Consider the following 25,744-nt stretch of genomic DNA (forward strand, 5'->3'; position numbering starts at 1 on the left):
CCGTACGCCAGATGAATGATGACGTTCTGGCTGTGCTTGCGCTTCTACAGGTTCTTCAGCCAGGCCTGGCGCAGGGCCAGCTGCTGGGGCGTGGCCTGCGGGTCGACGGCGAAGTAGAAGCGCTTGGTTTCGTCGCGCTCCACCGTGCGGCAGCGCACTTTCTTCTCTTTGCCTTCGTGGCTGATGGTCAGCTCCACTTCCTGGCCGGGCTGGCCGCTTTGCATGGCCATGATGGTCTGGCGGAAGGTTTCCATGGTGATGGGCGCGCCGTTGTAGGCCACGAACTGGTCGCCGACGGCCACGCCGCAGGCCTGCAGCGTGGCGCTAACCTGGGCAAACGCCAGCCCGCCGTTTTTCGGGGCGTAGCCGTTCAGGCCGAGCGAGCCGAGCTTGCGGCCGGTGCGGTACACGGGGGCGTACTGCACGCCCACTTTGCCGTAGTACTCCTGCAGGGGCAGCGGCTCGGCGTTTTCCACGTAGCGGCGGAAAAAGTCGCGGATTTCGGGGTAGGTCTGCTTGGCGAAGTCGTCGAAGAAGTTCTGCTCGCTCACCGGCTTGCTCGGGCCGTACTGCTTGGCCAGCTCCAGCAGCACCTCGCGCAGCCCGCGCTTGCCGCCCGACAGCTCCAGCAGGCGCAGATCGAGCAGGGCGGCCGTCATGGCCCCGCGCTGGTAGATGTTGCCGTACTGCTGCTGGCCTTCGTCGGAGAAGGAGTTCAGCCCCAGCTTTTTCAGCGAGTAGGTGGTGTCGGCGCGCAGGTGGTCGTAGGCTACTTTTCCCTGCAGGGTCTTCAGGTAGTCATCCAAGGGAATCAGTCCGCCGCGCAGCTGCATCATGTGGGCGGCCCACTCGGTGGTGCCCTCGTACAGCCACAAATGCTGCGAGCCGGTGGGCTGCACGAAGTTGAAATGCTCGATGATTTCGGAGTGGATGTTCAGCGGCGTCACGATGTGGAAAAACTCGTGCGCGGCCATGTCGGTGATGCTCTGGGCGTACTCGGGCGTGAGCGGCTGCTCCTTCAGCGTGTATTCCGAGCTGTAGGAATGCTCCCAGGCGCCCTGGCTCTGGTCTTCGAAGTGGTAGAGGAAGGCGTAGCGCTTCACCGGCAGCTGCACCAGGAAGCTCTGGGCGGCGCCCAGCATCTTCTGCATGGCGCCCAACAGCGGCTCGGCCTTGATCTGGTCGGTTTTGGAGTAGCAGTACAGAGCTACTTCGGCGTCGCCGAGCTTGGTGGTGGCCTGCGTGAGGCGGCCCAGCAGAATGGGCGAGTCCACGGCCTGGTCGTAGTCCTTGGCGTGGTAGTAGCCCTGGGCGTCGGGCGTGAGGGCCGAGCCGGCCTGCCAGCCGCTGGGGTAGTTGATTTTCAGGCGCAGCGGCTGATTCTGCATGCCCTGCGGGTAGCCCAGGATGGTCTGCCCGTTGAGCAGGGCGTGGTCGGCTTCGAGCGAGGAGCCGCACATGCGGTAGATGCGGTGCTCGTTGACAGGCGTATCCCAGGTTTCGGCAATGGTGTAGCGGATTTCGCGGGTCTTGTCGGGCTGGGCCAGCTGCCACTGGTTGGTGCCGAGCTGCTTGCTTTCCAAGGGCTTGCCCTTGGCGTCGAAGGCCTGGAAGTTGCGCACGAAGCGGCCCATGTCCATCACCTGGTAGGTGCCGGGCGCGGTGGAGGCAAACTGGTAGATGGCCTGGTCTTTCTTGAGCTTCTGGGGCAGCTGCAGGGCCACCTGAAACTCGTCGGTGGACTTGGCCGGGTCGATGGTGACGGTGTAGGTCAGTTCCTTCGGGGCGGCCTGGGCCGCGAGGCCGGTGGAGAGCAAAGTGGCCAGCAGGCCGGCGCGCAGCGCGTGTTGCATGAGCGGGGGAGAATGGGAAACGGGTGCAAGGATGCGAATTCGGCGGCAATGTTGCGCCGGAGCGGGGCCGAGGGCGGACTAAACCTGCCGCCGAACTGTGCTGAGGCCCAGGTGGCCCCATTATTCACCGCGTTGACGAAGCCCGCCGCGGAGTACTGAACCAGCCCTGGCGCGGGCTCAAGCCTCCGGATTAGCCAGGTATTCTGCTGGGTTCGTAATGTCTGGTCAGCTGGTCAGTGAGTTATGGTTTTTTGTAATTATCGTAAGAATAAGGGCTTTTAGATCAGGGAGCCGTGGAAAATGGTTGAGTACAAAATAATGCTTGGTGAGGAGGATGATTTATTTCACGTAACGGTTGTCTGGATATATAATTTAAGAAACAAAATGAGCGATATTGAAAAGAATATGCGTGAAAAATAGGGCTTTATAAAGAAAGTGGTAGGACTTGCTATTGCGGGCGCTGAACTTAGTTGCATACATTTCGGTGCAAATCTGATTTGCCTTCTCGCGCCACTTCTTTCCTGCACTACTATGAAAACAACTTGTACTCTTGCGGCCCTGGCCGCCGGGCTGAAGCGTGCCCATATCCTAGCGTTATTGGGTTTCTTAAGCAGCACGGCGGCCTCGGCCCAGACCACGCCGGCCTTCCCCCGCAATGAGCCCTTCAAGAGCGGCTCGGCCACTAACTTCACCTTCGGCGGCACCGCCCGCCTGACCGGTACCGGCGGCACCGGCAACGACGCGGTGGGCCAGGGCTACCTGCGCCTGACCGACGCGCTGACCAACCAGGCCGGCTACGCCATCGACAACATCGGCTTCCCGGCCGGGGCGGGCTTCACCATCTCGTTTGAGTTCTTCAGCTACGGCCGCACCACCGCCGACGGCGCCGACGGCTTCAGCGTGTTTCTCGTCGATGCCAACCAGCCCAGCGGCGGCTTCCGCATCGGGGCCTCAGGCGGCTCCTTGGGCTACGCCCAGAAGACCATCGACCCGGTGTCGGCCGGCGTGACCAAAGGATACATCGGCATCGGCATCGACGAGTTCGGCAACTACTCGGCCGGCACCGAGGGCCGCTCGGGCGGCAGCCCCACCGTCGACGCCAGCGGGCGGGTGCCCAACGGCGTAGCCATTCGGGGCGCCGGCAACGGCTCGGCCAGCACCGACTACCCCTACCTGACCGGCACCACGCCCGGCGCGTTGGGCTTTACGCTGGATGTGCCCACCACCCGCGCCCAGGCCGGCGCGGCCGACTACCGCCGCGCCTACATCGACGTGGTGCCCACCACCGCGGGCAGCACCACCACCTACCGCATTACGGTGCGCATTCAGCACGGCAACGCGGTATATACTGCCATCAACAACTTCCAGGTGGCCACGCCCCCGCAGAACCTGCGCCTGGGCTTTGCCGGCGCCACCGGCGGCAGCACCAACGTGCACGAAATCCGCAACCTGAACCTGGTGCAGGTGCCCTTCGCCGCCGACGACGCGGCCACCACCGCCTACAACGCGGCCGTGACCGTGCCCATTCTGAGCAACGACGTGGCGCCCGGGAGCAACATCGACCCGGCCACCGTGGACCTGGACCCCAACACGGCCGGCGTACAAGCCTCGCTGGCGGTGCCGGGCAAGGGCACCTTCGCCGTCAATAGCAGCGGCGTGGTCACGTTCACGCCCAGCGGCAGCTTCGCCGGCACGGTGGTGGCGCCCTACACGGTGCAGTCGGTGCTGCGCGGCGACTACACTTCCAGCCCGGCCAACATCAGCGTGACGGTGCAGGGCGCCGACGTGGCCACCACCGTCAGCGGCCCGACTTCGGCCACGGCCGGCAGCCTCATCACCTACGCCATGCGCACGGCCAATGCCGGCGGGCTGACGGCCACCAGCGTAGTGCCCAAGCTGCAGCTGCCCGCCGGCCTGCCCACCGCCAACGTTACGGCCACCGGCGGCAGCTACGACCCGGCCAGCGGCTGGGTAACCTTCGGACAAATCAACTCCCTGAGCGCCACCGCCACGCCCGTCGACAACACGGTGACGTTCCGGGCGCCCACCACCGGCCCCGTCGACGGGCTGGCTACGGCGGCCTCCTCGGCCGTGCCCGACCCGGTGGATACCAACAACTCGGCCACCGTCACCACGGCCATCGGCGCGGCGCCGCTGCCCGTTACGCTGACCGACTTCACAGTCCGCGCCCAGGGCGCCGATGCCCTGCTGATCTGGCATACGGCCCAGGAGAAAAACAACGACCGGTTTGAGGTGGAACGCTCCGGCACCGGCCGCGACTTTGAGCGCGTGGGCACGCTGCCCGGCCGCGGCAACGCCACCACCGTGAGCGAATACCGCTACTCCGACCCGGGCGCCGCCCGCTACGCCGCCGGCACGCTCTACTACCGCCTGCGACAGGTCGATACCGACGGCACCGCCACCTACTCCGAGGTGCGCGCCGTGCAGTTCGACGCCAAGGCCATGCCGGCCGTCGTGACGCTCTACCCTAACCCTGCCGCCGAGCAGGCCACGCTGGACCTGAGCCGCCTGCCCGCCGCCCGCTACGCCGTGCGCATCCTCGACCTGACGGGCCGCCTGGTGCAGGAGCAGGCGGTGAGCGGGGGCAGCCAGCCGGCGCTGTCGCTGCGCACGCTGCGGCCCGGGGCCTACGTGGTGCAGGTGCGCGGCGCGGGCCGGGTGGTGTCGCTGCCGCTGGTACGCTACTAAGCATGCGGGCCGCCGCTTGGTGCACCGTACGGCACCGGGCGGCTGACGTCGGCGGGAACTGCCCGCCGACACCCTGCCGCTTCCCCGATACCCACCTGATGCGGCCGTGGCCGGTGTCGAATGAGTGAGCTGCCCGGCAGCAGCATCGACCACCGCCGCATCAGGTGGGGTTATCAACCAAAAAGCCCCGGTTACGCGCAGTAACCGGGGCTTTTACTTTGGGAGGCGTGACCTTGGCTTATTCCACCACCAGGCGCTGGGTCTGGCTGCCGGCGCGTACCACGTACACGCCCGTCGGCAGAGCGTCGGGCAGCGTCAGCTGGGCGGCGCCGCTGGCATCGGCCCGGGTGCTGATGACGAGGCGGCCCACGGCGTCAAACACCTGAATGCCCGTGCCGGCACCGGCCCCCGTCAGCTTGACGGCGGTGCGGGCGGGGTTCGGGTACACGGCCAGCTGCGGTTTCAACGGGCCGGGCACGCGCACCGTGCGCACGTCCGAGTAAGTGGTCGTGCCGTCTTGGTCTACCTGGCGCAGTCGGTAGTACACCAGGGCCGCGCCGTAGCGGCTCAGGTTGCGGTCCGTCACCTGGTAATCGTGGCGGGAGGTACTGTTGCTCTGTCCGGCGCGTCGCTCCACCACGCTGAACGCGCGCCCGTCCACGCTGCCTTCCACGGCGAAGTAGGCGTTGTTTTTCTCCATCGAAGTAGCCCACTTGATCAGCGCATCTTCGCCCTGGCGCTCGGCCGTGAAGTCAAGCAGCGTGACCGGCAGCGGCGAGGTGCCCAAGGTGCCGATAACCGTCTGGCTGAACGAGGTAACGGGGAAGGTCACGGTGCCGGCTGCGGCGTTGGCGCTGCTAGCCGGAATAACCTCGGTGAAGGCGCCGTCGTCGTTGCTACCACGCTTGAACAAGCGCAGGTTGGCCGAGGCATTGGCCGCGTCGGCGGCGCTGATGTCGGTGGGGCTGAGCGTGTAGGTAATGTTGGCGGCGAAGGTGGAAGCGCTGTAGCGGTCCACAATCCAGTAGGCGGGCGTGAACGTCTTCACCAGGCCGGTGGCCGTGGGCTGAATGCCCAGGGGCCGGCCGTCGAGGCGGCTGACCACCACGTCGTAGGGCGTGGTGCCGGGCGTGGTGAAGTTGATGGCCGCGTTGGTGCCGGGGAAAGTGAAGTTACCGGCGCCCGTTATCGAGGTCAGGGCGCTGGTGCCGTAGCCGACGGGTGCCGTGCTGGTGTTGCGCGTTACCGCGCCCGTCAGCGTACCCACCGTGCCGCCGACGGCGTCGGTAGTGGTGGTGCCGCTGTCGTTGAACTGCAGGTACGACAGCAGGCCCGACTCCAGGCCGCTCAGCGTCAGGTGGCGCAACAGGCGGATTTCCGTCTGCGTCAGCGCCCGGCTCCACATGCTCACCTCGTCGATGTCGCCGGGGAAGAAGTTGCTGCCGGTGGAGCCTACGCTGCCGATGTAGTTGACGCGGGTAGCGGGTACCGCCGCTCCGGGCGTGGTGGTAGCTACCACGTTACCATTCAGGTAAACGGTCAGTACGGTGCCGTTGAAGGTCGACACCACGTGGTTCCATTCGCCGTTGACAATAACGTTGGAATTGAGTTCAGCCGTTGCGGAACCGAAGCCCGCCCCGACGCGGCCATTGCCGGTGACATAGAGGAAGGGCGCCGCCGAACTGCCGGTGCCGTTGCCGAGCACGTAGTAGTTTGCGCTGCCGCTGCCCCCGTTGCGTCGTATCCAGGCGCTCTGGGTGTATTGTCCCCCGTTGAGCAGCGGCGCCAGAGTGGTGCTGCCGCTGAAGTCCACGTAGCCCGCCGTGCTGGCGCCCGTGAAGCGCAGCGCCGTGCCCGCCACGCGGCTCGTGACCACGATGCGCCGGTTGCCGGCCGGATCGGTAACGGTGGGGGTATAGGCTGTCCCACCAACGGTCAGGCTCGGTACCGTGGCATCAAGCAGGTTGCCGCCGGTAGCATTGGCGGCCACGTCGTACACCAGGAAGAAGTAGTTCGTGCCGGTGCTCAGCTGCTGCGTGCCCGCAATGGTAAAGCTGCCGTTCGGATTGCTTACGGTGCTGCCGAACTGCGTGGTAGTCGCAAACGTGCCGCTGGTGCCGGTGTAGTACACCCGGGCCGCCGCAATGTCGGCCGCGCTGGTGCTACCGCTGGTGGTAAACGAGAAGGACTGGGCACTCAGCGGGTTGTCGTTGCCCCCGCCGATGACGACGGCTACGCGCAAGATTTCCTGGTTGGTGCTGCCCGCCGCCACGCGCGTCGTGGTGGGCTGGTCGGCCGTGCTGCTGGTGTAGGTGGCCGGATTCGGTACTACGAAGTTATTGGTGTTGCTGTTCAGGCTAACGCCCTGCCCGCTGAGCTGAGCCGTGGCGTACACCGTGTGGCCGCCCACCGTCAAGGGTTGGTTGGAGGGATGAACAAGCGTCCAGTTGCCGTTGCCGTCGGCCGTGGTCGTGCCGCGGCTGGTGACGTCCACGTACACCGTGACCGTGCTGCCGGCCGGGGCCGTGCCGCTGTAAGTCGGCAGGTTACTGGCAACGGTGACGCCGTTGGCGGGAGCTACCACCGTCGGCGCCGTCGTGCGAACGAACGTGACACTGTACGAGTTGCTGGCCAAGTTCAGGGTGTTGTTGGCATCCTGGGCCACGCCCGCGCCCACGCTCACCGTGGTGGCTGAGCCGGGCGTGGCGGGCGTCACGGTGAAGGTGTAGGGGCCGCTGCCGCTGCCCGAGAAGCTGCCGCTGGTCAGCGTGCCACCCGTCACCGTCACGTCCGAAGCCGTGAAGCTGGTGCCCACGCTTTGCGAGAAGCTCACCGAGTAGGGAATGGGAGTGGTGCCGGTGGTGCCGCCCGAGGCGGCGGCCGTGCTGCTGACGGTGGTCGTCAGGGCCGGAGCCGTTACGCTGAAGGTGGCCGAGGTGAAGGTGTCGTAAGTGGGGGGGGGGTTGTTGTTCGGCTGAATGTTGCCGATGAAGACGGTGTTGCCGCCCTGCACCAGGAACACGTTCAACCGCTGGTCCCGGGAGGTGTAGCTACGCTGGGCCGTTTGGAAGTTGATCTGGTAGCTGCCCGTGGGCACGGCCAAGTCTTGCGAGATGCTGGCGAAGTTGTCGCCGGCGCTCTGCACTAGGCCCACCGCGTTGCCGTCGACCGCCGACGAGCCGAAGCCGCTGCCGTTGCGCGACACGCCGGCCAGGCCGGTGAAGCTCCAGGGCGAGGCCACTACCCCGTCGGGGGTCTTCTTGAAGTTGTTCGGATCAACGTTGTTGGTTTCGAAGCTGCCGTTTTGCAGGCCGTTGGCTACCACGGTGCTCGTGCCGCTTTGCACCACCTGCACTACGTCCACGAAGGCCGTCACGTCGCCGTTGTTGCTGGCGCTGCCGGCCGCCTGAATGCGCAGGGTGGGGGCGGCAGGGAAGCCTTTCTGGATGGTGTACTGCTCGCCGCTGGTGTAGGGTACGTTGGTGACCGTGGGCGAAATGCCGGAAGTGTTCTGCACGTTCAGCGTCAGCGTCCCGTTGCCGGTGCCGGTATTCACCACCACCGTGTACGTCGTGCCCGAGCCCGAGGCGCTGCTGACGCTGGCGCCGGTGTTGCTGGTCACCGAAAAGTTGCTGGTAGTCACGCCCGTCACGCTGCTGGCGAATACCACTTGGTAGCTCACCTGGGCCGTAGCCGTGGGCGAGGGCGTGAGGCGCGTCACCGACACCACCGTGGTATTGGGCTGGTTGTAGGTGATGCTGTACGGCGCGGGGGCGGCCGTGTTGGCGTTGCCGGCCGCGTCCTGGGCCACGTTGGCCGGCACGTTCACCGTGGTAGCCGTACCGGGGGTGGCGGGCGTCACCGTGAAGGTGAAGGTGGTGCCGGGGCTGGCGCCGTTGACGGTGCCGCCGGTAATCGAGCCGTTGGTCACCGTCACGTCGCCGGCCACGAAGCCCGACACGTTTTCGGAGAAGGTCACCGTGAACGGAATGGGCGTGGTCGTGGTCGTGCTGCCCGAGGCGCCGGCCGACGAGCTGATGGCCACCGTCGGGCGCGTTATGTCGATGATGAACGTGTTGGTGTTGCTGCTGGGGCTGACGTTGCCGGCCGCATCCGTTGCGGTAGCGCGCACCGTGTGGCTGCCCTCCGACAAGGCCGTGGGCTGGGTCAGGCTCCAGTTGCCGCTGGCGTTGGCCGTGGTTGTGCCGATGCTGCTGCCGTCAATGATGACCGTCACCGTCGAGCTGGCTTCGGCCGTGCCCGTGTAGGTTGGGGTATTGTCGTTGGTCAGGCTGCCGTTGGCCGGCGTGGTGACTACCGGGGCCGCTGGCGGCGTAGTGTCCACTACGAAAGTGTTGGTGTTGCTGTTAGCACTCTGGGCCGAAGAACCTATTGCAGCGCGGGCGAATACCGTGTGGCTGCCCTGCGACAAGGCCGTAGGCTGGGTCAGGCTCCAGTTGCCGCTGGCATTGGCCGTGGTCGTCGGGCTGAGGGCTGAGCCGTCCACGTACACCGTCACCGTCGAGTTGGCCAGGGCCGTGCCGGTGTAGGTAGGGGTGTTGTCGTTGGTCAGGCTGCCGTTGGCCGGCGTTATTACCACCGGCGCGTTGGGCGTAGTAGTAAACGTCTGCACGGCCCCGTAGCTGGTGCCGGCCCCGTTGATGGCGTAGGCCGCTACGTAGTACGTAGTGCCGGGCGTCAGGCCGGCAATAGCTTCGGAGAAGGTGCCCGTGCCGCTGCCGTTGGTATCCTGCACGACGCCGGTTTCGCCGATGGTGGGCGTGTTATCGGTGCTGCTGTACACCACGCCACGGCCGGTCACCGGGGCGCCGCCGTCGGAAGTGACGTTGCCACCCAGCGTGGCGCCGGTGCCGGTGACACTGGTCGCCGCGGCGGTGGTTACCGCCGGCGAGGCCGTTACCTCAATTTGGTCGAAGGCGAAGTCATTGTTGCTGCTCCGGTTAACCAGTACCAGCTGAAACTCCACAATTGCCTGCCCATTCAGGGCCGGCAGGGAGAAACTGAAGGGACTCAGGGCCGTCGTCAGCTGGGTGCCGGTGGGAGCGGCCGAGCCGGGCGCCGCGGTGGCGCTGGCGTCCTGGCGCATCACGCCGGCACCGCCAGTGCCCGTGCCCCGCCAGGAGGCAAACGCCGTCCAGGCGCCCGAGCCGCCCGTGCGGTAGTACATCTTGAAGTAGTCGGTCGTCTGCCAGGTGGTCGAAGCGGTGCTGGCGCCCAGGCGGATAGAGAAGTTGACGCCGGTGAGGCCGGTAGCGCTGATCTGCCGGGTTGTCAGCGTACCGTCGTCGACGGGAGCGGGGTTGTCGGTCTGCGCCGTGTTTTCGCCAAACCAGTAGTATGTGCCCGCCGCGACGTTGCCAAATGTGGTCGGGCCGCCGCTAGCCGAGTTGCGGGGGTTGGCGTTGGTACGCAGAAACTGGATACCGTCGGTGGCAAAAAAAGTGTTGCTCTGGTAAAGGGTGCCTTCACCGTCGTTTTCTTCAAACGTTACAATGTAGGGCAGCGGGGCAATCGGGTCCAGCGCAGCGGTGATGTTGATGTTGCGGAACGGAGAGTTAGAAGCGACGCCGGCTGGGTCCGTCACGGTAAAGGTTACTGTGCGTTGCGCGGTCGATGCGTCCGCTACGTCGATGTTTTCGTAGGTTACCTTGCGCAGGGCATTCCGCCACTGGGTAAGGTCGGCCAACGGGCTAGACGAGGTAAGGGTCAGGCTGCCGTTTGTGGTGTTGAAGGCGCTGGCAGTGATATTGCCAGTCGTCCCGTCGGGGGTAAAGGCCAGACGGTCTTCGAGGTTGTTGTAACCGGCCGTAAAACGTACCGTGGCGCTGCTCAGCGTCGTGTTATCAGAATCGGTTACCGTCAGAGTATTGGTAATCTGTACAGCGCCCTGACCTTCCGTGTAGGCGAGAGCGGTGCCTCCGATATTAGCCAGCGCCGGGGGGCTGCTTGCAGCTCCCTCTCCGTATACCCGGATGTTGTCGAAGGCGAATTCCTCGCTGAAGCCCTCAAAGTCGAGTTCCACCCGCACCTCCAGGTTGCCACCTGTGCCCGGGATGTCAAATGTGTAGTCGGTCAGTTCTTGAGTCAAAATGGGCGCGCCAGCATCAGCAATTCCGTCGAACGGTGCTATATCCTGCCGCAGACGGCCGGGTGATGTGGTTGGATTATCTCCCACAAACCGCCCGACGTTGTTAAAGTTGCCCACCCCGTCGAAGCGGTACTGGATACGAATTTGATCAGTGTTTTCCCAGCGTACGCTACCGCCGCCAGTGCCCGCCTGATTGGTTGGTCCCTGGGCGTCAGCCATTGCCACCCGCACTTTCAGGCTGGTTTTGCCAGCTACGTTAAGGGAATTCAGCGTAACGGATTTCGCGGTCGGTGACGTAGCACGATTAACGCCTTCCGCCGCCCAGAACCAGGTGCCAGTAGAGCCCGTCGCAATGCCGTTGATGTTCGTTACCGTCGAGGCTGGAGAGGTAGTCAAAAATCCCGCTACTGGCAGCTTTGACCGTTCAAAGTAGATATTGGTGGCCGGAGTTAAGGGCGTGAATGTGTAGCCGTTGGCCGGCAGCAGGTCGGTGCCCGTTTCTTCGAATGACTGCTGTTGCAGCAGGGTCTGTGCCCTTGCCCCCAGCGTACTGAGCAGGAGCAGGCAGAATAGTAGCGGTTTGAATCTCATAGGAACCTGTTGAAAAAGCGTTTGTGCGTGCTGGGCAGCGGATAAGGCCGGCCGGCAATCTTCCAGAAAACGGGTTAGCCCAGTTGGGGCTGCGGAATTATCGCGGCGGCCGTTGCCGGCAGCGTGCCCAGTACCTCCCCGGGCTGAATGCCCAGGTTGGCCAGCTGTCCACCCGTGAAAAAGCCCTCTTCGAGGGCTGCCATGTCAAGTTGAAGCACCTGGCCCGCGCCGCAGGCCACCAGCAGGGCCTGGCCGGGGGCGGCCAGTACCACGGTGCCGGGAGCGGCGTCCACGGTTTCGGGGCGGGGCGTGGCGCTCAGGATGCGTAGCGGTTGCCCGCGCAGAGCGGCCAGGGCGCCCCGGTTCCAGGGGTTGACGGCCCGTACCAGCCGGGCAATAGCCTCGGCCGGCTCCTGCCAGTCGATGCACAGGTCGGGCAAAGCGGGGCGGGGCCAGTAGCGGGCTGCGGCCTCGTCCTGCGGGTGGCCGGGGGCGCCCGTGCGCAGCGCCTCCAGCAGTGCACGGCCCGTCCCCACGGCCGCCAGGGCCAGTTGGGCGCGGTGCAGCCCGTGCGTGTCGTGCAGCCCGATGGGCACCGGCGTTGCCGCCAGGACCGGGCCGGTATCAAAATCGGCTTCCATGCGGTGGGCCGTCACGGCGCCGGCCGCCTCGCCGTTGCGCAGCTGCCAGAACGTGGGCTCCGGGCCCCGGTAGCCGGGCAGCGCCGCAAAATGAACGTTGATAAAGCCCTGGGGGGGCAAATCCAGCACGGCGGCCGGAATGCGCCAGGGAAAGGTCAGCACCAGCGCGGCCGTGGGCTGCAGGGCCGTCAGCCAGCTGGTCAGCTCTTCGGCCAGCCCGGCCCGGGTCAGCCGGCGCGGGGCCAGGCCGCTCTGCGTCAGCCACTGGTGAAGCTGTTCGGCTTCTTCGCGGCCGCTGGCGGGCACCGCCACGCCGGCCACCACGCCCTGCGCCAGCAGGTCTTGCAGCAGGGGCCAGCCCAGCAGGCTGCTAATGATAACGGCTACGCGCACGGTGTTGGGGTAGGGGAGGAAAAGAGCAAGGAGAACTGATTAAAACCGCGTAACCACCCGCCGCAGCTACCCCCTAGAAACGTTGGGGGCAGACCGCGACGGGTGGCTGTGGGCGGGCCGAATTACTCGCGCGAGGGGAAGTTGCCCGTCAGCGCAATGACGTAGTTGATGGCCTGCACCGGCATGCGGTTTTCGTGGCCCATGCCGTTACCCGTCGCGCCCGTATTACCCGCTAGCGGGCCCGACAGCATCGTGGTGTCGCCGGGGCCGGCGCTGTACTGCTGCGCCGCGCCTTTGGCCGGGAAGTTCCCCACGGGGCTGATATCCTCTGGGTCAGTCGAGGTTTGCAGCGTACCGGTGAAGGCGTGCGTGTGGCTCGGAATCTGGTTGGTCAGCAGGCTCACGGATTCCGTGCCGGCCCGCATGCCCTGCACGTAGTTGGTGCCGTTCGGCACCTGGCCCGCGCCCACCGGCACCCGGCTGCGCAGGTCGGGCAGGCCGAAGTTGGTTTGGCCGTTGCCGCCGAAGGTGGTGCCCAGCAGCGAAAACAGCGCCTGGTTCTGGTTGATGGGCAGCAGCTGGCCGTTGCAGAAGGCCCAGCCTTTGGGCGCGTAGGAGCTGGAAATGATGCGAATCTCGCCGATGTATGGTTCGTCCATGAGGGAAAGTCGGAGAAGAGGTTGGAGAATACAGCCGGCCGCTTATTGCTGGGGCGGGAAGATGCCGTACAGGCTGATGATGTAGTTCAGCGCCAGCACGGGCTGAATGTTGTTGTGCGGCTGGCTGCCCGGGTTGGGTTGGGCCAGGCCGCTGATGGCGTTGGGGTTCAGGGCCTCGTTGTTACCGGGCGCAGTGGCGTAAGGCGCCGCGTTGCCGGATCCGGGGAAAGCACCCTTCGGGTCATCGGTGAGCGTGCCCCCGGAGGCGGCCGCCATCTTCGAGGAGAATGGGTGCTGGTGGGGTGGTACGTGCGTCGTGTTCAGCGTCACGCTCTCGGTGCCGGCAGTCACCCCCAGCGGATAAGCACTCAGGCCCGGGCCGGCCGCCCCGCCCTGGCTGCCTACCGCGAGGCGGCTCTGCAGGTTAGGCAGGTTGAAGGTGGTTTGCCCGTCGCCGCCGTAAGTGGTGCCGATCAGAGCAAACAGGGTGTCGTACTCGGAAATGGCCAGGCTCTGGCCGTTGCAGAAGGCCCAGCCCTGGGGAGCGAAGTTGAAGCCGACGGCCCGGATTTCGCCGATGTAAGGAGTTGACATACGCAGTAACTTGAGGAGATGAGAGGAAAGCGCGCCTTACTGGCGCGGCGGGAACACGCCCTGGGCGGCAATGAAGTAGGCGAGGGCCAGGAAGGGCATGCGGTTTTCGTGCGGCTGGTTGCCGCCTACCGCTGCCGTCGTGCCGCTGAGCAGGTTGGCCATGTTGCCGTTGTTGGGCGCGGTGCCGTACTGCTCGGCTTGCGGCGCCGTCGCGGCGTAGAAGTCGCTTTGGGGCGAGCTGGCCGTGCCACGGGCGCTATTGGCGGGCACGGAGGCCGTCACGGAGTGGCTATGCATGGCCAGTTCCAGCGGCTTCAGCGTGACATTCTCCGTTCCCGTCACCTCGCCCTGGATATACGGCGACAGGCCCGCGCCCTGGCCCATGCCCACCACGGCACGGCCGCGCAGGTCGGGCAGGGCGAAGGTCGTCTGGCCGTTGCCGCCGTACCGGGTGCCCAGCAGCGAAAACAGGGCGGTATTCGATTGAATGGGCAACAATCGACCGTCGCAGGGCAGCCAGCCGCGCGTGGTGAAGGAGTAGGGCATCAGGCGGATTTCGCCAACAAAAGGATCCATAAAAGGAGTTTGGGAAGAGGAGGTTAAGAAAGAAAAAGGCGGGCGAGAAGCTAATCAGAGGACAACACAGAACCAGCTTGGTCGTCAATGACTAAGCGGCAAGGGGGGCAATAGGTGGTGTCGGTAAAGGCGCGGATGGTTCAGAGTATCTAGTATTTAGCACTGCTACTATGATCCGGCGCCAATTTGGCAAATTGGCCTAAGCAAAGCACCCTTCTTTCTTTCTTTTTTCATAGCATTTAGAGTTTGTTTATGTTTGCTATTGCTTAAAAACAAATATTGCCGGATTGGGAAAGCGGTGTATGCGTAGAATTACGTGGTCTGCGTGACGGTAAAGGCAGGTACTTATACTTGCTACCTCTAGGGCTAGTAGTCGTAACCTAATCTGATGAGTAGTCCGCTAATGCCGGGCTGCATGTAGCAGCATGTAGCCCGGCGGTGCACAGGTGAATCGAGCAAAACGCTCAAGCCAGCGCCAATCTATACTACTTATGGAGTAAGCGCATCTGGGATTAAGTGCGGGTAAAATTATATTTGAAAAATCACATAAAATAAACATCTAAATATTTTGACGCCGAATTAAGACATATACATTTGTGCTACTACCACGGCTCACTAGCCGTTTTGCAATCCGCCCCGATTACCCGCTTTTGCACACCTGTTGTTGTTTCCTTTGCTAAGTGCAATTTTTTGCTCTTGCAATAGGGCTATTGTCTGAACTTTCCCTTGTATTCCTTCTAGGATGCAAGCGGTTACAACTTTGTTCAACAAAAACTCTGGTAGATGCAAAGATACAGCGGAGCAAGGCTCTGCGAGCGGGAGGGCTATGCGCCCTGCGGGCTCGATGCACACTCAGTACTATTTCGTCTTTTTTCGCTTACCACACTATGAACAATTATACCTTTCGCGGCCTGCTGGCTGCCGGGGCTTTCCTTTTGACACCCGCTGTTCACGCTCAGTTGCTCTACGATGCCGCTACTGGCGAACTGAAAGCCAGCGGCAGCGGCACCGGGCTCGTCACGTACAACACCGGCGCCGATGTACTGCCTTTGGCCAAAGGACGACGGGTACAGGCCATGGTGTACGATACCGACCAGTCGGGCGACAACATACCTGACCACGTACGTTTGTCCTGGGATTACAACGGGGCCGTAGGCAATCTAGACCTTGGCGGCACCAGCAGCGGGGGCGAACTGTCCGACCCCGACGTGATACTGACCAATGAAGGTGGCTACCTGCTGGCCAAAGTGGTGTACCTGCAACTGAACGCAAGCACTGGCAAGCACCGTACGCAGTACCAAGTGTTTAGCTGGGATGCTGGCACGTCAAAATTTGTACCCTACGCCTCGCCCAACTATGTGGACTTGGGCCAAACCGTCAACAGCATCGGAGAACTGCGCGAGCACGCCTCGCCCAACATCGACGCCAACATCACCGGTTACACGGCCATCGTGTGGGAGGAGTCAATCATCGAAAAAAGCCACGTAGTAGTTACCTCGGCTTCTTATTCGATGGCTTACGATGTGGATATCAAATACGGCTACGGCTATGCTACGGTGTTAACCAGCAACCAACAACCGTATTGCTCCCGAGGCTCGATTATTTCCGGTGGGGCATTGCGGCTGCTGGATCAGTCCCTCGCGCCCGATGTGGCTGTGGGCAGCCAGAACCACATTTCGTTCGTGTACAACCACGTCTACGTAGACTTCAAAACCTACCAGACGGTGTCGTTGCTGACGGTACGGCAGACGACCTTCACGGCTCGTTGCGAAAGCCAAGGCGACAACCCCGTCTTTAGTGCTTCCTTCAACGAGGTGGATAAGAAGGAATGGGCCGTCGGTCTGAGTGGGGTACGCATTGCGGCCAGCCCGCTTTCGACGGCTCCGCTTGACGTGGAAGTGGTCGGCAACTGGGCCGGGGGCGACTGCGTGGTAGACCGTGGCCCGGTTTCGTACTGGGGTATTAGCAATGTAGGCAAATCGGGTGGGGCATTCCGTCCCGGTGCCACCAGCGTCATCCCCGACGTGAACCGCGAACTGTACTCGGGCCAAGCCGTGGTGACGTATAGCGGCGCCGATGGTTACTACACCGTGGCGTGGGTGGGCCAGAACTACCCCGGCATCGGCAAGAGCCAAGATGTGTGGGCTCGGCAGATGAAAGACGGTTACCCGACGTATGACGGCATCAGCCGCGTACACGGGGAATCCGAAAACAACCAAAATGTGCCGTCCATTGCAGGTCGTAACCTCTACCGCGAAACCCAGTACGTGTTTGCCAACGACAATGGCGGCCGGGATATTCGCTACAAACTGGCCTCGTCTAACGCTGGCCAAGGGCCGCTGAGCCGCCCCAGCGCCAGCGTGGAGCAGCCCACTTCGGCAGCCGCATCCGACGAAGCACTGCAAGTGTACCCCAACCCCAGCACCCAGGCCACGTCGTTCGTCTTCTTCCTGCAGCCCAACGAAAAAGGTCGCACCATTGAAATTATGGACCTCGCTGGCCGGAAGGTGGATGTCATTCAATTGCCAGCTGCAGCTGCAGGCCGTCAGGAAGTGCGCTGGGCCAAGCACCTGCCGGCGGGCAGCTACACGGCCCGTTTGGTTACGTCGCTGCGTAGCGAGGTAGTGAAGCTGGAAAAAGCCGCAGAATAACGCCAAAACTACCCGGCAGCTCCGACTGCCAGCATGACAAAGGCCCGCTTCTGTTAGGAGCGGGCCTTTGTAGTTAACGGGCGAACCGAGCCAAGCTCAATCCAGTGACCGGTCGCGGAAGAGCACGTAGCCAATGTGGGCGAAAACGCCGAACTGGTGGTCCTTCTCGTCGTAATGAATGAACTGTAGCGCGGCCGGGCCTACCGGCGTCTGGTACTGGAAGCCGGTCATCAGGGTGAGGTAGGGGCGGCTGAAGAGGTTGGTGCGCTGGGCCCGCAGCGGGTCGTCGGGGCGCCGGTCCCAGGGCCGCACGAAGGCGTGGGCATAGGCTTCGGTGCGCCATTCCAGGGTGCCGGCCACGGCTTTCACGTAGCGCAGGCCGGCGGCGGCGTAGGCCGTGCCGCGGTAGTTATCGAGGAAGATGGTGCGCGAATCGGGCAGGGGCAGGAAGGCCGGCGAGGTGGTGAGCGTGGAGCGGTACGTGGCAAAAGTGCCCTGGGTGCTGGCCACCAGCTCCGTCATGTAGCCCCAGGCGTGGGTGCGGGCCCCCACCGTGTCCGATTTGTTGAGGCTGAAATACTGCTCGGTAAACAGGCTGGCCTTCAGCCACTGGTGGTTTTTTTCGCGGCCGGCCAGGCCCTCGGCGGTCGAGCCGGGCTCGTACTTTTCCTGGCCCGTCACGCCGCGGAAGCCAAACTCGGCGCGGCGGCCCTTGGTCGCGTACTGGCGGCGGTTCAGCGAGTTGCGCTGGAAGGCGAGGGCCGCCGTGAAGCCCTGGAATCGGTTCTGGTCCAGTTGGGCGTCGGTGCTGATCTGGTCGGCGTTGGCAAACCGGTCGCGGTTGGTGAAAGCCCCGAAGCTGAGCACGTAGCGGCTGCGGTACTTCGGGCTGAAGCCCACCTGCACGTAGGTTTTGAAGTCGCGCTGCTGCAGGGCGGTGTTCTGGGCCGCCTTGCCATTGCCGATCAGCCCGCCGGTGTCCTGGAAGTTGAAGTTGTTGAAGGTGACGGTCGGCTCGACGTAGAGCGGCACGCGGCCCGGAATGCTGACGCGGAACGAGCCCTCGGCCCCGTTGTAGAAGCGCCCGATGGTGGCGTCGGCCTGAATGGTGTAGAGGTAGCGGTTGAGGTAACGGTAGGCCGCGCCCAGGTAGAAGTTGCTCATCGAGCGGGTGGTGAGCAGCACGCCGAGGTCGGTGGTGAAGTTGGAGTTCTGGCGCGCGTCCACGCTCAGCACGTAACCCTGCTGCTTGGCGTCGTAGCGCACGCGCGGGTACACGTTGTTGAAGAAGTCGTTGTTGACGAGGCGGTAGTAGCCCTCCTCGATGTCTGAAGGCGAGTACGAGGAGCCCGAGCGGCGGAAAAAGCGCGTGACGAACTTCTGCTGCATCTGCGGAATGCCCTGCACCCGCACTTCCTTGAACTCCGGCTTGGGCGCCCGCTCGGTGAAGGCGCGGCGGCGCTGCTGCAGGGCCAGCGTATCCTCGCGGCGCTGAATGCGGCGCAGGGCCAGCGGCAGCCTGTCGGTGGCGGCCTGCTCGCCCAGGGCAATGAATTTCTTCACTTTGGCAAAGTCGCCGGCCGTCATGCCCTCCAGGTTGGGCTGGATAAACACCCCGTTGCGGCCCACCGACAGCGTATCGGCCGCGTTCGAGCCGAGGAAGATGAGCGTGCCGGTGAGCAGCGCGTCGTCCTTGCCGGTGGGGTACTTGCCGAAGGCCACGTCGCCCACGTTCACGCCGATGATGACGTCGGGGTGAAACTCGTCGCGCATCACCCCGGTGGGGAAATTGTCGACCACGGCCCCGTCGAAGAGGTAGCGGCCGTCGGGCTGGCGAATGGGGCGGAAGGCCAGCGGGTAGGCCATGGAGTTGCGCACCGCGTCGGACAGGGAGCCGCTGCGCTGCACCACCCGCTCGCGGGTGAATACCTCAGACGCCACGGCGCGGTAGGGCACCAGCAGCTTATCGAAATTGTAGCCCGAAATGGCGCCGGCCGGGGCCAGCATGGTGGCCAGCACGTAGTTCAGGGCCACGTCGTCGACGAGCTTGGGCGTCACGCGGGCCTTCAGCGTCGAGTCGAGGGCCAGGCGCAGGTGCAGCGCGGCGGGCGAGGGGTTGGCGTCGTAGTAGTTGAACACCTTGCCCTCCTGCGGGCGGCCCGATACCCAGTCCTGAAACTGCGGGCTGATGACAATTTCCTCGATTTCCTTGGGCGAGTAGCCGGCCGCGTACAGCCCGCCCACGATGGCGCCCATGCTCGTACCCACGATGTAGTCGATGGGAATGCGGTTCTTCTCGAGCACTTTCAGCACGCCCACGTGGGCCAGGCCTTTGGCCCCGCCGCCGCTGAGCACTAGGCCCACTTTCTGGGCCTGCGCAGGTCGGGCCAGGCAGCAACAAATAAGTAGCAGTAAGCCCAACGCGGGGCGGAAAAATCGGGTCATAAAGCAGGAGGGAAGCAGGCGTGCAACGCGCTAGGTACGCAGGGCCCGAAGCCGGGTTGTTCGGCGGCATCGGCTTGCGCATCAGATTCGTTCTGCGTAATCTGCGGCCGTATTTCTTCCATTCACTTTCCGCGTTATTTATGAAGCACCTGTACGCTTGCCTAGCCCTGATCGGCCTAGCCACCGGAGCCCGCGCCCAAACCATTTACCGCCCCCTGCTGCGGCCGGGCGTGGTGTACCAGTTCAGCGAAAGCGGCACCGCCGGCGACACCACCCACACCGTGCGCCTGAACTACGCGGGCCCTATGACCTGGCCCGATTCGCTGGGCCGCTTCAACGGCCGGGCTGTGCGCGTGCGCACCCGACCTTCGACGTGCACGTATCTGACGCACGTAATACGGCCCGACGGCCTGTTTGGGGCCACCGTCACCATCGGCTTCAACCGCCACGAATACCTGCTGCGCGCCGCCAACGGCCGTACCCTGCTGCTCAAAACCCAGGCCCCGCTCAACCAGCAGTGGACGGCCACCGCCGCCGGCCTGACGGCCAGTACCACCGCCCGCGGCGTAGGCACGGTGCTCGGCGTCACCGATTCCATCACCACCATTACCTTTTCCGACGGGCAGACGCTGCGCTTAAGCAAGCAGTTTGGCTTCGTCGAAGGCCCGGCGCTGGGCAGCTACCTGAACGGGCAGCGCCCGCGCCGCCTTACCCTGACGGCGCTGAGCGTGGCCGGCCGCTGGACGGGCCAGCCCGCCGTGGGGCCGGCGGCCATGTACGACTTTCAGCCCGGCGACGTGTTTCTGCGTTATAGCAAGCAGGAGGGCACGCAAACGGGTAGCCTGTGCTCCGAAAGCTGGACGCGTGACAGCGTGCTTACCCGCACGCTCAGTGGCAGCGGCGACACGGTGCGTTACACTATCTGGCGCCGCACGCTCAAGCGTAACTACGGCTCCCCATCAGCCCCGAATGGGTTCTGTCAGAACACTCCCGGTACCACGCTTAGCCCCGGGTACCTGTACAGTCAGGTCGCAACGGCTAACGACGGGAGTCGGCTGGCGCAACTCACGCACACATTAGCCGGAACGACCTCTATCTATCAGTCGCTCACCCTGGCTGGTGTGCGTACTGCTGCCTACAACGGCCGCAAGGTGCAGACAACTCTGATGCGGCAGGTGTGCCAGCCCAGCGCCGACAGCACGCTGCTGGGCGAAATCCTCGATAATGGCGGCTCAGCTAGCTACGCGGCGGGCTTGGGGGAGCTGCGGACCGATGTCGGGGGCATTTATTATAACAACGTGACCACCCTGCTCGGCTACCGCAAGGTGAACCTGCCCACCGGCTCGGGCACCGAAACCTGGGGCTCGTTGCGCACCTTCGCCAACATCCTGAAGGCCGCCGACGTGCGCCCCGCCGCCAGCACGGCCATCTTCCCAAACCCCTTCGCCGCTGAACTGACGGTCCGCTTCGAGGCCCAGCGCGCCCAAGCAGTGACGGTGCTGCTGCGCAACAGCCTGGGTCAGGTGGTGCACCGGCAAACCCGGCCGGTGGGCGCCGGTCCGCAGCAGCTGGCCCTGGCCGTGCCTACGCTGGCCGCCGGCCTTTACACGGTGCAGCTGACGGTGGACGGCCGCAGCCAGGTGCTCAAGGCCATTAAGCAACAGTAGAACCTGCTTCGACTCACGAAAAAGCCCGCGTTGCCTTGGCAGCGCGGGCTTTTTGCTGTTACATCCCGTTGTCGGACGAATGATGGGCCCAGCCTACCACTTCCGGAAAATCACGTAGACCGCCGCCACCAGCAGGCCGAAGCCCACGAGGTGGTTCCAGCGCAGCGTGTCCGACTTGAATACGAACACCGCGCACAGGGTGAAGACCGTCAGCGTAATGACTTCCTGAATGACCTTGAGCTGGAACAGGCTGAAGGGGCCGCCGTTTTCCTCGAAGCCGAGGCGGTTGGCTGGCACCTGAAACGCGTACTCGAACAAGGCCAGGCCCCAACTCAGCAGTATCACGCCCACCAGCCCGGTCTTGGCAAACCACGGCAGCTTCTTGAAGTACAGGTGCCCGTACCAGGCGAAGGTCATGAACAGGTTGGAAACGCAGAGCAGGGCAATGGTAAGAGTGGCTTTCATGAAGGCGGCGAGTTAGAAGAGCGGGCGGCGCAGGCGCTGAATCTGCAGCTACGCGAAAAGACGCCGGCCGGTGGTCCGTGAACGGTGCTGGGCCCGAAAATACGCCGCCCGTTTGCTAGCGGTAATACGTCAGGGCGAAGGTCAGCTGGTTGAAGTCATTGAGGTAGGAGCGGCCCCGCACCGGGAAGCCGTTGGTCGATTCGGCCCGGACCCCGGCTCCCAGCAACGCCTTGCGGTAGCGCAGCAGCACACCGGCCTCGCCGAGCAGGCCCCGCCCCAGGCCGTCCATAGATTCCGTGAAGTTCATGCCGGGCAAGGGCGTACTCGGATCGGAGTAGCTGGTCTGCATCCGGAGCTGTGAGCCAAGTAAGTAGCTCATCTGAACACCGCCTTGCAGGTAGGGGCGCCACACGGTTTCGGGCCGGCGCAGCGTCACGCGCATGGCCAGCGGCCAGCGCACCAGCGCGCCCTTGGTCTGATAGTGGTAGGTGCGCATGTAAGTGGTGCCCGCCACGGGCAGGACGAAGGTGTTGTCGGAACGGAAGTTGGTGTAAGTGAAGCCCGTGCTGAATCCAAAATGGTTGGAGAGCGGCAGCGTCGTCAGCAACCCGAGGGCGGGCGTGAGCGAAGCTGTCATGGATGTCTCGCGGGCCGAATAGGGGTAGTATATCGACACCCGGGCCACGCCCACCTGCACGCCCCAGCGTACGAAGTCCTTGGTGAGGACCTGGTTTTTGGTCGGGGCAATGTAGGCGCTCTGCACCGGCGCCGAGGGGTAGCGGCAGCGGTTGTAGTTGACTACGTACCGGCGCAGCTCGGAGGCCTCGTAAATGTAGCGGCCCATGTACGCCACCGTGGTGTTGACCGTCGGGCAGTCGGCAAACGAGGTTTGCAGCACCTGCACGAACTGCTCGCGCTTGAGCGGCATGGGTGCCTGCGCGGGCTTATCAAGGTAAAAAGTCGCTGGGAGCTTGCCCGTGGGGTCTTGGTACAGGCTGGCCTGACCGGCCACCAGCACCTGCAGCATGGCCACCACCTTGTTTTCGCCCTGAGGCACCTCGCAGCGCCGGTAGCGCCGGCCGCTGTCGTCGCCGGCCGCCAGCAGTTCGCGCAGGCCGTACGTGCGGGCCGCCTGCTGCCCGCTGCGGAACTGCACCTGGGCCTGGGTATGCCCGGCGCGGTTCAGGTCCACTTCGCCGCGCAAGGTGTCGGCCGGGGCCGTGGCCAGCACCACGTAGCCGGGGCGGAAAAAGCCTTTCTGCCCAAAGGCATCGGGAGAAGACGCTAGCAACAAAGCGGTAGTGCCAACAAGGACGAGTTTTCCCGGAAAGGAATAAAAGCGCATGGGTTAGAAGGGATAGAGAAGAAAGGTAGATACAGGAAGCAGCAGGCCGGGGTTAGTCCACGTGGCCGCGGGTTTCCACGGCGGGGGCGGCCTTTTCTTCCTTGTCCTGCAGGGCCAGCTCGCGCATCTGCGCTTCGCTGAGCTTGGGCAGGTTGTTGAGGTCGGGCTGGCCGGCATCCACCCAGCAGGTAAACCAGAACGCGCCCACCAGCCGCGTGGCCAGGCGCATCTGCCGCTCCACCTGCCCGCCGAGGCGCTGGTGGTACTCGCGGCTAAACTCCTGCGAGTACACCCGCACCGTGCCGCGGCCGCGCTCCTCGAAGCCGTACTTCTGGTCCTCGGGCATCTTCTGCGTCAGCTCCCGCTCGAAGCGCAAGACCGAGTCGACGGCGGCGCTGCTGCGCGCTACGGTGGCCCAGATGACGTCCGAGGGCTTGGCAATGTAGGGCGCCGGGCCGGTAAAGAAGTCGTAGTTCTGGGCCAGCAGCTCGGGCAGCCGCGACTCCCACAGCCCGTGAATGCCGCGCTGCCCGGTGAGTTGCCCGTTGTAGTTGTGGGTGGTGTGCAGCGGCACGCAGGCATCGGCGATGTAGTGCCCCATGTCGGCCGAGAGGCTGATGATGCGCTCCGCGTCGCGGCTGCGGAAGGCCTCCGTAAGCTGGTTTTTCATGCGCAGCACGTGCCAGGGCACGATGCCGTGGCGCTGCAGCGAGTCTTCGCCGAAACGGGCCACGGCGTCGGCGTAGTTGCGCGGCAGCTTGTAGGCGGCCGAGTCGCCGTACACGTCCAAGTCGATGAAGTGGCGCGGGGCTTCGCCGGCCACCACGTTGCGCCGCGAGTCGGGGCGGGTGGCCTGCACCGTCAGGTACTCGATGCGGCCTTTGTAAAAGCCTATCATCTCGGGCGGCAGCGTAAACACGGCCAGCCGGTTGATGCTGCGGTGCCCGAAAAAGCCCCAGGCGCGGGAATCGGGCCGGGGCGGGGCCAGCCACAGCGCAAGGGCCAGCAAACCAGCAAAGACGGGACGGCGGAGCATAAGGGTCGGGCAGGACAGATTGGCCTACCCAAAGAAAGCAAAAACGCCCGGCTCGGCCGGGCGTTTTCGTAAGAAAATCAGGAAGTACAGCGGTAGGGCCAGGAGCTGGAAGCGGGACCAGTAGTGCCACTCAGGTGCCAGGGCCAGCCGACTACACGGGTAGCCGGCCGTTAGTAGCGCAAATCGAAACGACCCTCCGTTACGCTGGTGGTGGCAGTAGTGCCGCGCTGCTGAGCCTGAAAGTCAAATGTGCCGGCGACGATGCGCGCCACCGTATCGAGGCGGGTGACAGTAAGCTGGCCGTGCATGGCCGAATTCGTGACGAATTCCTGATCAGGCGTTGGCTTGCTGTACATGAGCTTCGCAAAGGCCCGCTGGTTGACCATTATGTACGGATCAACGCTCTGGTTGAAAACCACTGTACCGGGGGCGCTGATGTCGGGCACGTAGAAACCGATGCTCGTTTGCTGTAGGGGGTCGGCCTCCGTGTCCGTTACCCGCCGCAAACTGATCCTGAGTTCATGGCGGCCGTTGATGCGCTGATAGGCAACATGGGTAGCCGAGCCGGCAAACATGACGGTGGCGGGCAGCCACACTTGGCCGTCGACTTTGGCGCCGGCCGTATTCAGGCCGCTTTGGGTGGCCTCCGGCAGGACCCGCTTCGGCTCAACTCCTTCGCGCATACAGGCGACGAGCGTGAGCAGTAGAGCAGCGGAGGGTAACAGGCGGAACGGGCGCGGGATAATCCAGGACGAAAACATACCGGGGCAGAACGGGTGAATAAACAAGTGGCGGAGCCGGGACAAATATTGAGTATTTGCCCCGGTTCCGCCACCGTTTGGAGACACCGAAAAGCGCCCGAATCTGACTTTAGCGCCCGCGCTGCCCGGCGAAGCGCATGCGGTAATCAGCCTTGGCATCGCCTTTCGCGATGCGCGCTAGCTTACTTTTGATGATCTGCTTTTTGAAGGCCGAAATCTTGTCGGTAAACAGCACGCCCTCCAGGTGGTCGTACTCGTGCTGAATCACGCGGGCCGTCATGCCCGAGAAGCCCTCCTCACGCACCTGCCGGTTTTCGTCCTCGTAGCGGATGATGATGTCGGGCTGGCGGAACACCCGCTCCCGGATGCCCGGAATGCTCAGGCAGCCTTCCTCGAAGGGCCACTCCTCGCCCGATTCTTTCACCATCACCGGGTTGATGAAGGCGCGCTTCACGCCCGCTTCGGCCGGGGCGTCGTCGTCCTCGTCGTCCTCGGTCATGGGGGCCGAGTCGATGACGAACAGGCGGATGCTCTTGCCGATTTGGGGAGCGGCGAGGCCCACGCCGTGGGCGTAGTACATGGTATCGTACATGTCGGCAATGAGCTTCTGCAGCTCATCGGCCGAAAGGTCGGCGGGAATGTCCTTGGCGCGGGCTTTGAGCACCGGGTCGCCGTAGGCCACAATGGGGTAAATCATAACGGACGGGAGTCGAGGAAAGATTGCAGAATGATGGTGGCGCTGATGCGGTCCACCAGGGCTTTGTCGCGGCGGGCCTTTTGGCCCAGGCCGCCGTCGCGCATGGTTTGGTGGGCCATGCGCGAGGTAAACCGCTCGTCGACCTCGTGCACGGGCACTTCGGGCAGCTCGCGGCGCAGCTTGCGCACCACGCCCACCACGGCCGAGGTGGAGTCGGTGGCCTCGTTCAGCAGCGTGCGCGGCATACCGACGACGATGCCCGCCAGCCCGCCTTCCTGCTGGTGGTACTTTTTCACGAAGTCGAACAGATCCTTGCTGTGGATGGTGTCGAGCGGGGTGGCAATGAGTTGCAGCGGGTCCGTCACGGCCAGGCCCACGCGCTTGTTCCCGTAATCGATGGCGAGCAGGCGGGGCATAAGCGGGCGGGGACAACGGGCGGAAAACCAGCGGCGCCAATGCGGCGTCGCAGCCCGCAAAGATACGGCGGCCGGCTTGCATCCGAACGAAGCCGCTGATCAGGGCCGGGGGCTGGCCGTGCGGGAGTTGTACCGA

At 64.1% G+C, this 25,744-nt stretch carries 16 protein-coding genes; 3 read left to right on the forward strand and 13 right to left on the reverse strand.

Annotation, left to right across the window (positions count from 1 at the left end; all coding sequences use genetic code 11):
* Positions 1-44 precede the first annotated feature (44 nt).
* Positions 45-1,853, reverse strand: coding sequence for a M61 family metallopeptidase (locus tag FDY95_RS07775; RefSeq protein WP_138076379.1), 1,809 nt, complete (start codon positions 1,851-1,853; stop codon positions 45-47).
* 531 nt (positions 1,854-2,384) lie between these two features.
* On the opposite strand from FDY95_RS07775, the gene FDY95_RS07780 reads away from it, so the two are divergent.
* Positions 2,385-4,562 (forward strand): T9SS type A sorting domain-containing protein, encoded by a 2,178-nt coding sequence (locus FDY95_RS07780; protein WP_138076381.1) that lies wholly within the window; start codon positions 2,385-2,387, stop codon positions 4,560-4,562.
* A gap of 238 nt (positions 4,563-4,800) precedes the next feature.
* Here FDY95_RS07780 and FDY95_RS07785 read toward each other — a convergent pair whose 3' ends face one another.
* The 5 genes from FDY95_RS07785 to FDY95_RS07805 all read right to left on the reverse strand — a co-directional run bounded on the left by FDY95_RS07785 (position 4,801) and on the right by FDY95_RS07805 (position 14,125).
* Entirely contained in the window at positions 4,801-10,671 is a 5,871-nt protein-coding gene (locus FDY95_RS07785) for an Ig-like domain-containing protein (RefSeq protein ID WP_138076383.1), read from the reverse strand.
* Positions 10,672-11,336: 665 nt separating this feature from the next.
* On the reverse strand, positions 11,337-12,296 hold the full coding sequence (locus FDY95_RS07790) for a methionyl-tRNA formyltransferase (protein ID WP_138076385.1): 960 nt from the start codon (positions 12,294-12,296) through the stop codon (positions 11,337-11,339).
* 122 nt (positions 12,297-12,418) lie between these two features.
* On the reverse strand, positions 12,419-12,955 hold the full coding sequence (locus tag FDY95_RS07795; protein WP_138076387.1) for a phage tail protein: 537 nt from the start codon (positions 12,953-12,955) through the stop codon (positions 12,419-12,421).
* A 42-nt stretch (positions 12,956-12,997) separates the two neighbouring features.
* Positions 12,998-13,549, reverse strand: a complete 552-nt coding sequence (locus FDY95_RS07800) for a phage tail protein (protein WP_138076389.1) — start codon at positions 13,547-13,549, stop codon at positions 12,998-13,000.
* A 36-nt stretch (positions 13,550-13,585) separates the two neighbouring features.
* Positions 13,586-14,125 (reverse strand): phage tail protein, encoded by a 540-nt coding sequence (locus FDY95_RS07805; RefSeq protein WP_138076390.1) that lies wholly within the window; start codon positions 14,123-14,125, stop codon positions 13,586-13,588.
* Positions 14,126-15,012: 887 nt separating this feature from the next.
* Between FDY95_RS07805 and FDY95_RS07810 the strand changes: the two genes are divergently transcribed.
* Positions 15,013-16,776 carry a T9SS type A sorting domain-containing protein gene (locus FDY95_RS07810; protein ID WP_138076392.1) on the forward strand — a complete coding sequence of 588 codons (1,764 nt, stop codon included), beginning with the start codon at positions 15,013-15,015 and terminating at the stop codon, positions 16,774-16,776.
* Between the two features lie 96 nt (positions 16,777-16,872).
* Here the strand turns inward: FDY95_RS07810 and FDY95_RS07815 are convergent, their stop codons facing one another.
* Positions 16,873-19,221, reverse strand: coding sequence for a patatin-like phospholipase family protein (locus FDY95_RS07815; RefSeq protein WP_138076394.1), 2,349 nt, complete (start codon positions 19,219-19,221; stop codon positions 16,873-16,875).
* A gap of 140 nt (positions 19,222-19,361) precedes the next feature.
* Between FDY95_RS07815 and FDY95_RS07820 the strand changes: the two genes are divergently transcribed.
* The gene (locus tag FDY95_RS07820; RefSeq protein ID WP_138076396.1) at positions 19,362-20,888 is read left to right on the forward strand and encodes a T9SS type A sorting domain-containing protein; all 1,527 of its coding nucleotides are present in this window, start codon (positions 19,362-19,364) and stop codon (positions 20,886-20,888) included.
* A 93-nt stretch (positions 20,889-20,981) separates the two neighbouring features.
* Here FDY95_RS07820 and FDY95_RS07825 read toward each other — a convergent pair whose 3' ends face one another.
* From FDY95_RS07825 to ruvX, 6 genes are all read right to left on the reverse strand, one after another.
* Positions 20,982-21,353: a DMT family protein gene (locus FDY95_RS07825; RefSeq protein WP_138076398.1), complete on the reverse strand. Its 372-nt coding sequence runs from the start codon at positions 21,351-21,353 to the stop codon at positions 20,982-20,984.
* 115 nt (positions 21,354-21,468) lie between these two features.
* Positions 21,469-22,698: an outer membrane beta-barrel protein gene (locus tag FDY95_RS07830; protein WP_138076400.1), complete on the reverse strand. Its 1,230-nt coding sequence runs from the start codon at positions 22,696-22,698 to the stop codon at positions 21,469-21,471.
* A gap of 52 nt (positions 22,699-22,750) precedes the next feature.
* Complete coding sequence (locus FDY95_RS07835) at positions 22,751-23,734, reverse strand: zinc dependent phospholipase C family protein (protein WP_246073962.1); 984 nt, start codon at positions 23,732-23,734, stop codon at positions 22,751-22,753.
* 170 nt (positions 23,735-23,904) lie between these two features.
* A complete protein-coding gene (locus FDY95_RS07840) occupies positions 23,905-24,495 on the reverse strand; it encodes a hypothetical protein (protein ID WP_138076402.1) in 591 nt (196 codons plus the stop codon).
* A gap of 109 nt (positions 24,496-24,604) precedes the next feature.
* On the reverse strand, positions 24,605-25,192 hold the full coding sequence (gene def, locus FDY95_RS07845) for a peptide deformylase (RefSeq protein WP_138076404.1): 588 nt from the start codon (positions 25,190-25,192) through the stop codon (positions 24,605-24,607).
* Positions 25,189-25,608 carry a Holliday junction resolvase RuvX gene (gene ruvX, locus FDY95_RS07850; protein ID WP_138076406.1) on the reverse strand — a complete coding sequence of 140 codons (420 nt, stop codon included), beginning with the start codon at positions 25,606-25,608 and terminating at the stop codon, positions 25,189-25,191. The genes def and ruvX overlap by 4 nt, the downstream gene beginning before the upstream one ends.
* Positions 25,609-25,744: the final 136 nt, after the last annotated feature.

The organism is Hymenobacter jeollabukensis (assembly GCF_005771675.1).
GTDB classification, from domain to species: domain Bacteria; phylum Bacteroidota; class Bacteroidia; order Cytophagales; family Hymenobacteraceae; genus Solirubrum; species Solirubrum jeollabukense.

Coding starts and splice junctions, on each gene's coding strand:
- FDY95_RS07800 (WP_138076389.1), bottom strand. CDS start 13,549: ATGTCAACTCCTTACATCGGCGAAATCCGGGCCGTCGGCTTCAACTTC.
- FDY95_RS07840 (WP_138076402.1), bottom strand. CDS start 24,495: ATGTTTTCGTCCTGGATTATCCCGCGCCCGTTCCGCCTGTTACCCTCC.
- FDY95_RS07820 (WP_138076396.1), top strand. CDS start 19,362: ATGAAGCACCTGTACGCTTGCCTAGCCCTGATCGGCCTAGCCACCGGA.
- def (WP_138076404.1), bottom strand. CDS start 25,192: ATGATTTACCCCATTGTGGCCTACGGCGACCCGGTGCTCAAAGCCCGC.
- FDY95_RS07775 (WP_138076379.1), bottom strand. CDS start 1,853: ATGCAACACGCGCTGCGCGCCGGCCTGCTGGCCACTTTGCTCTCCACC.
- FDY95_RS07780 (WP_138076381.1), top strand. CDS start 2,385: ATGAAAACAACTTGTACTCTTGCGGCCCTGGCCGCCGGGCTGAAGCGT.
- FDY95_RS07795 (WP_138076387.1), bottom strand. CDS start 12,955: ATGGACGAACCATACATCGGCGAGATTCGCATCATTTCCAGCTCCTAC.
- FDY95_RS07815 (WP_138076394.1), bottom strand. CDS start 19,221: ATGACCCGATTTTTCCGCCCCGCGTTGGGCTTACTGCTACTTATTTGT.
- FDY95_RS07835 (WP_246073962.1), bottom strand. CDS start 23,734: ATGCTCCGCCGTCCCGTCTTTGCTGGTTTGCTGGCCCTTGCGCTGTGG.
- FDY95_RS07825 (WP_138076398.1), bottom strand. CDS start 21,353: ATGAAAGCCACTCTTACCATTGCCCTGCTCTGCGTTTCCAACCTGTTC.
- FDY95_RS07810 (WP_138076392.1), top strand. CDS start 15,013: ATGAACAATTATACCTTTCGCGGCCTGCTGGCTGCCGGGGCTTTCCTT.
- FDY95_RS07805 (WP_138076390.1), bottom strand. CDS start 14,125: ATGGATCCTTTTGTTGGCGAAATCCGCCTGATGCCCTACTCCTTCACC.
- ruvX (WP_138076406.1), bottom strand. CDS start 25,608: ATGCCCCGCCTGCTCGCCATCGATTACGGGAACAAGCGCGTGGGCCTG.
- FDY95_RS07830 (WP_138076400.1), bottom strand. CDS start 22,698: ATGCGCTTTTATTCCTTTCCGGGAAAACTCGTCCTTGTTGGCACTACC.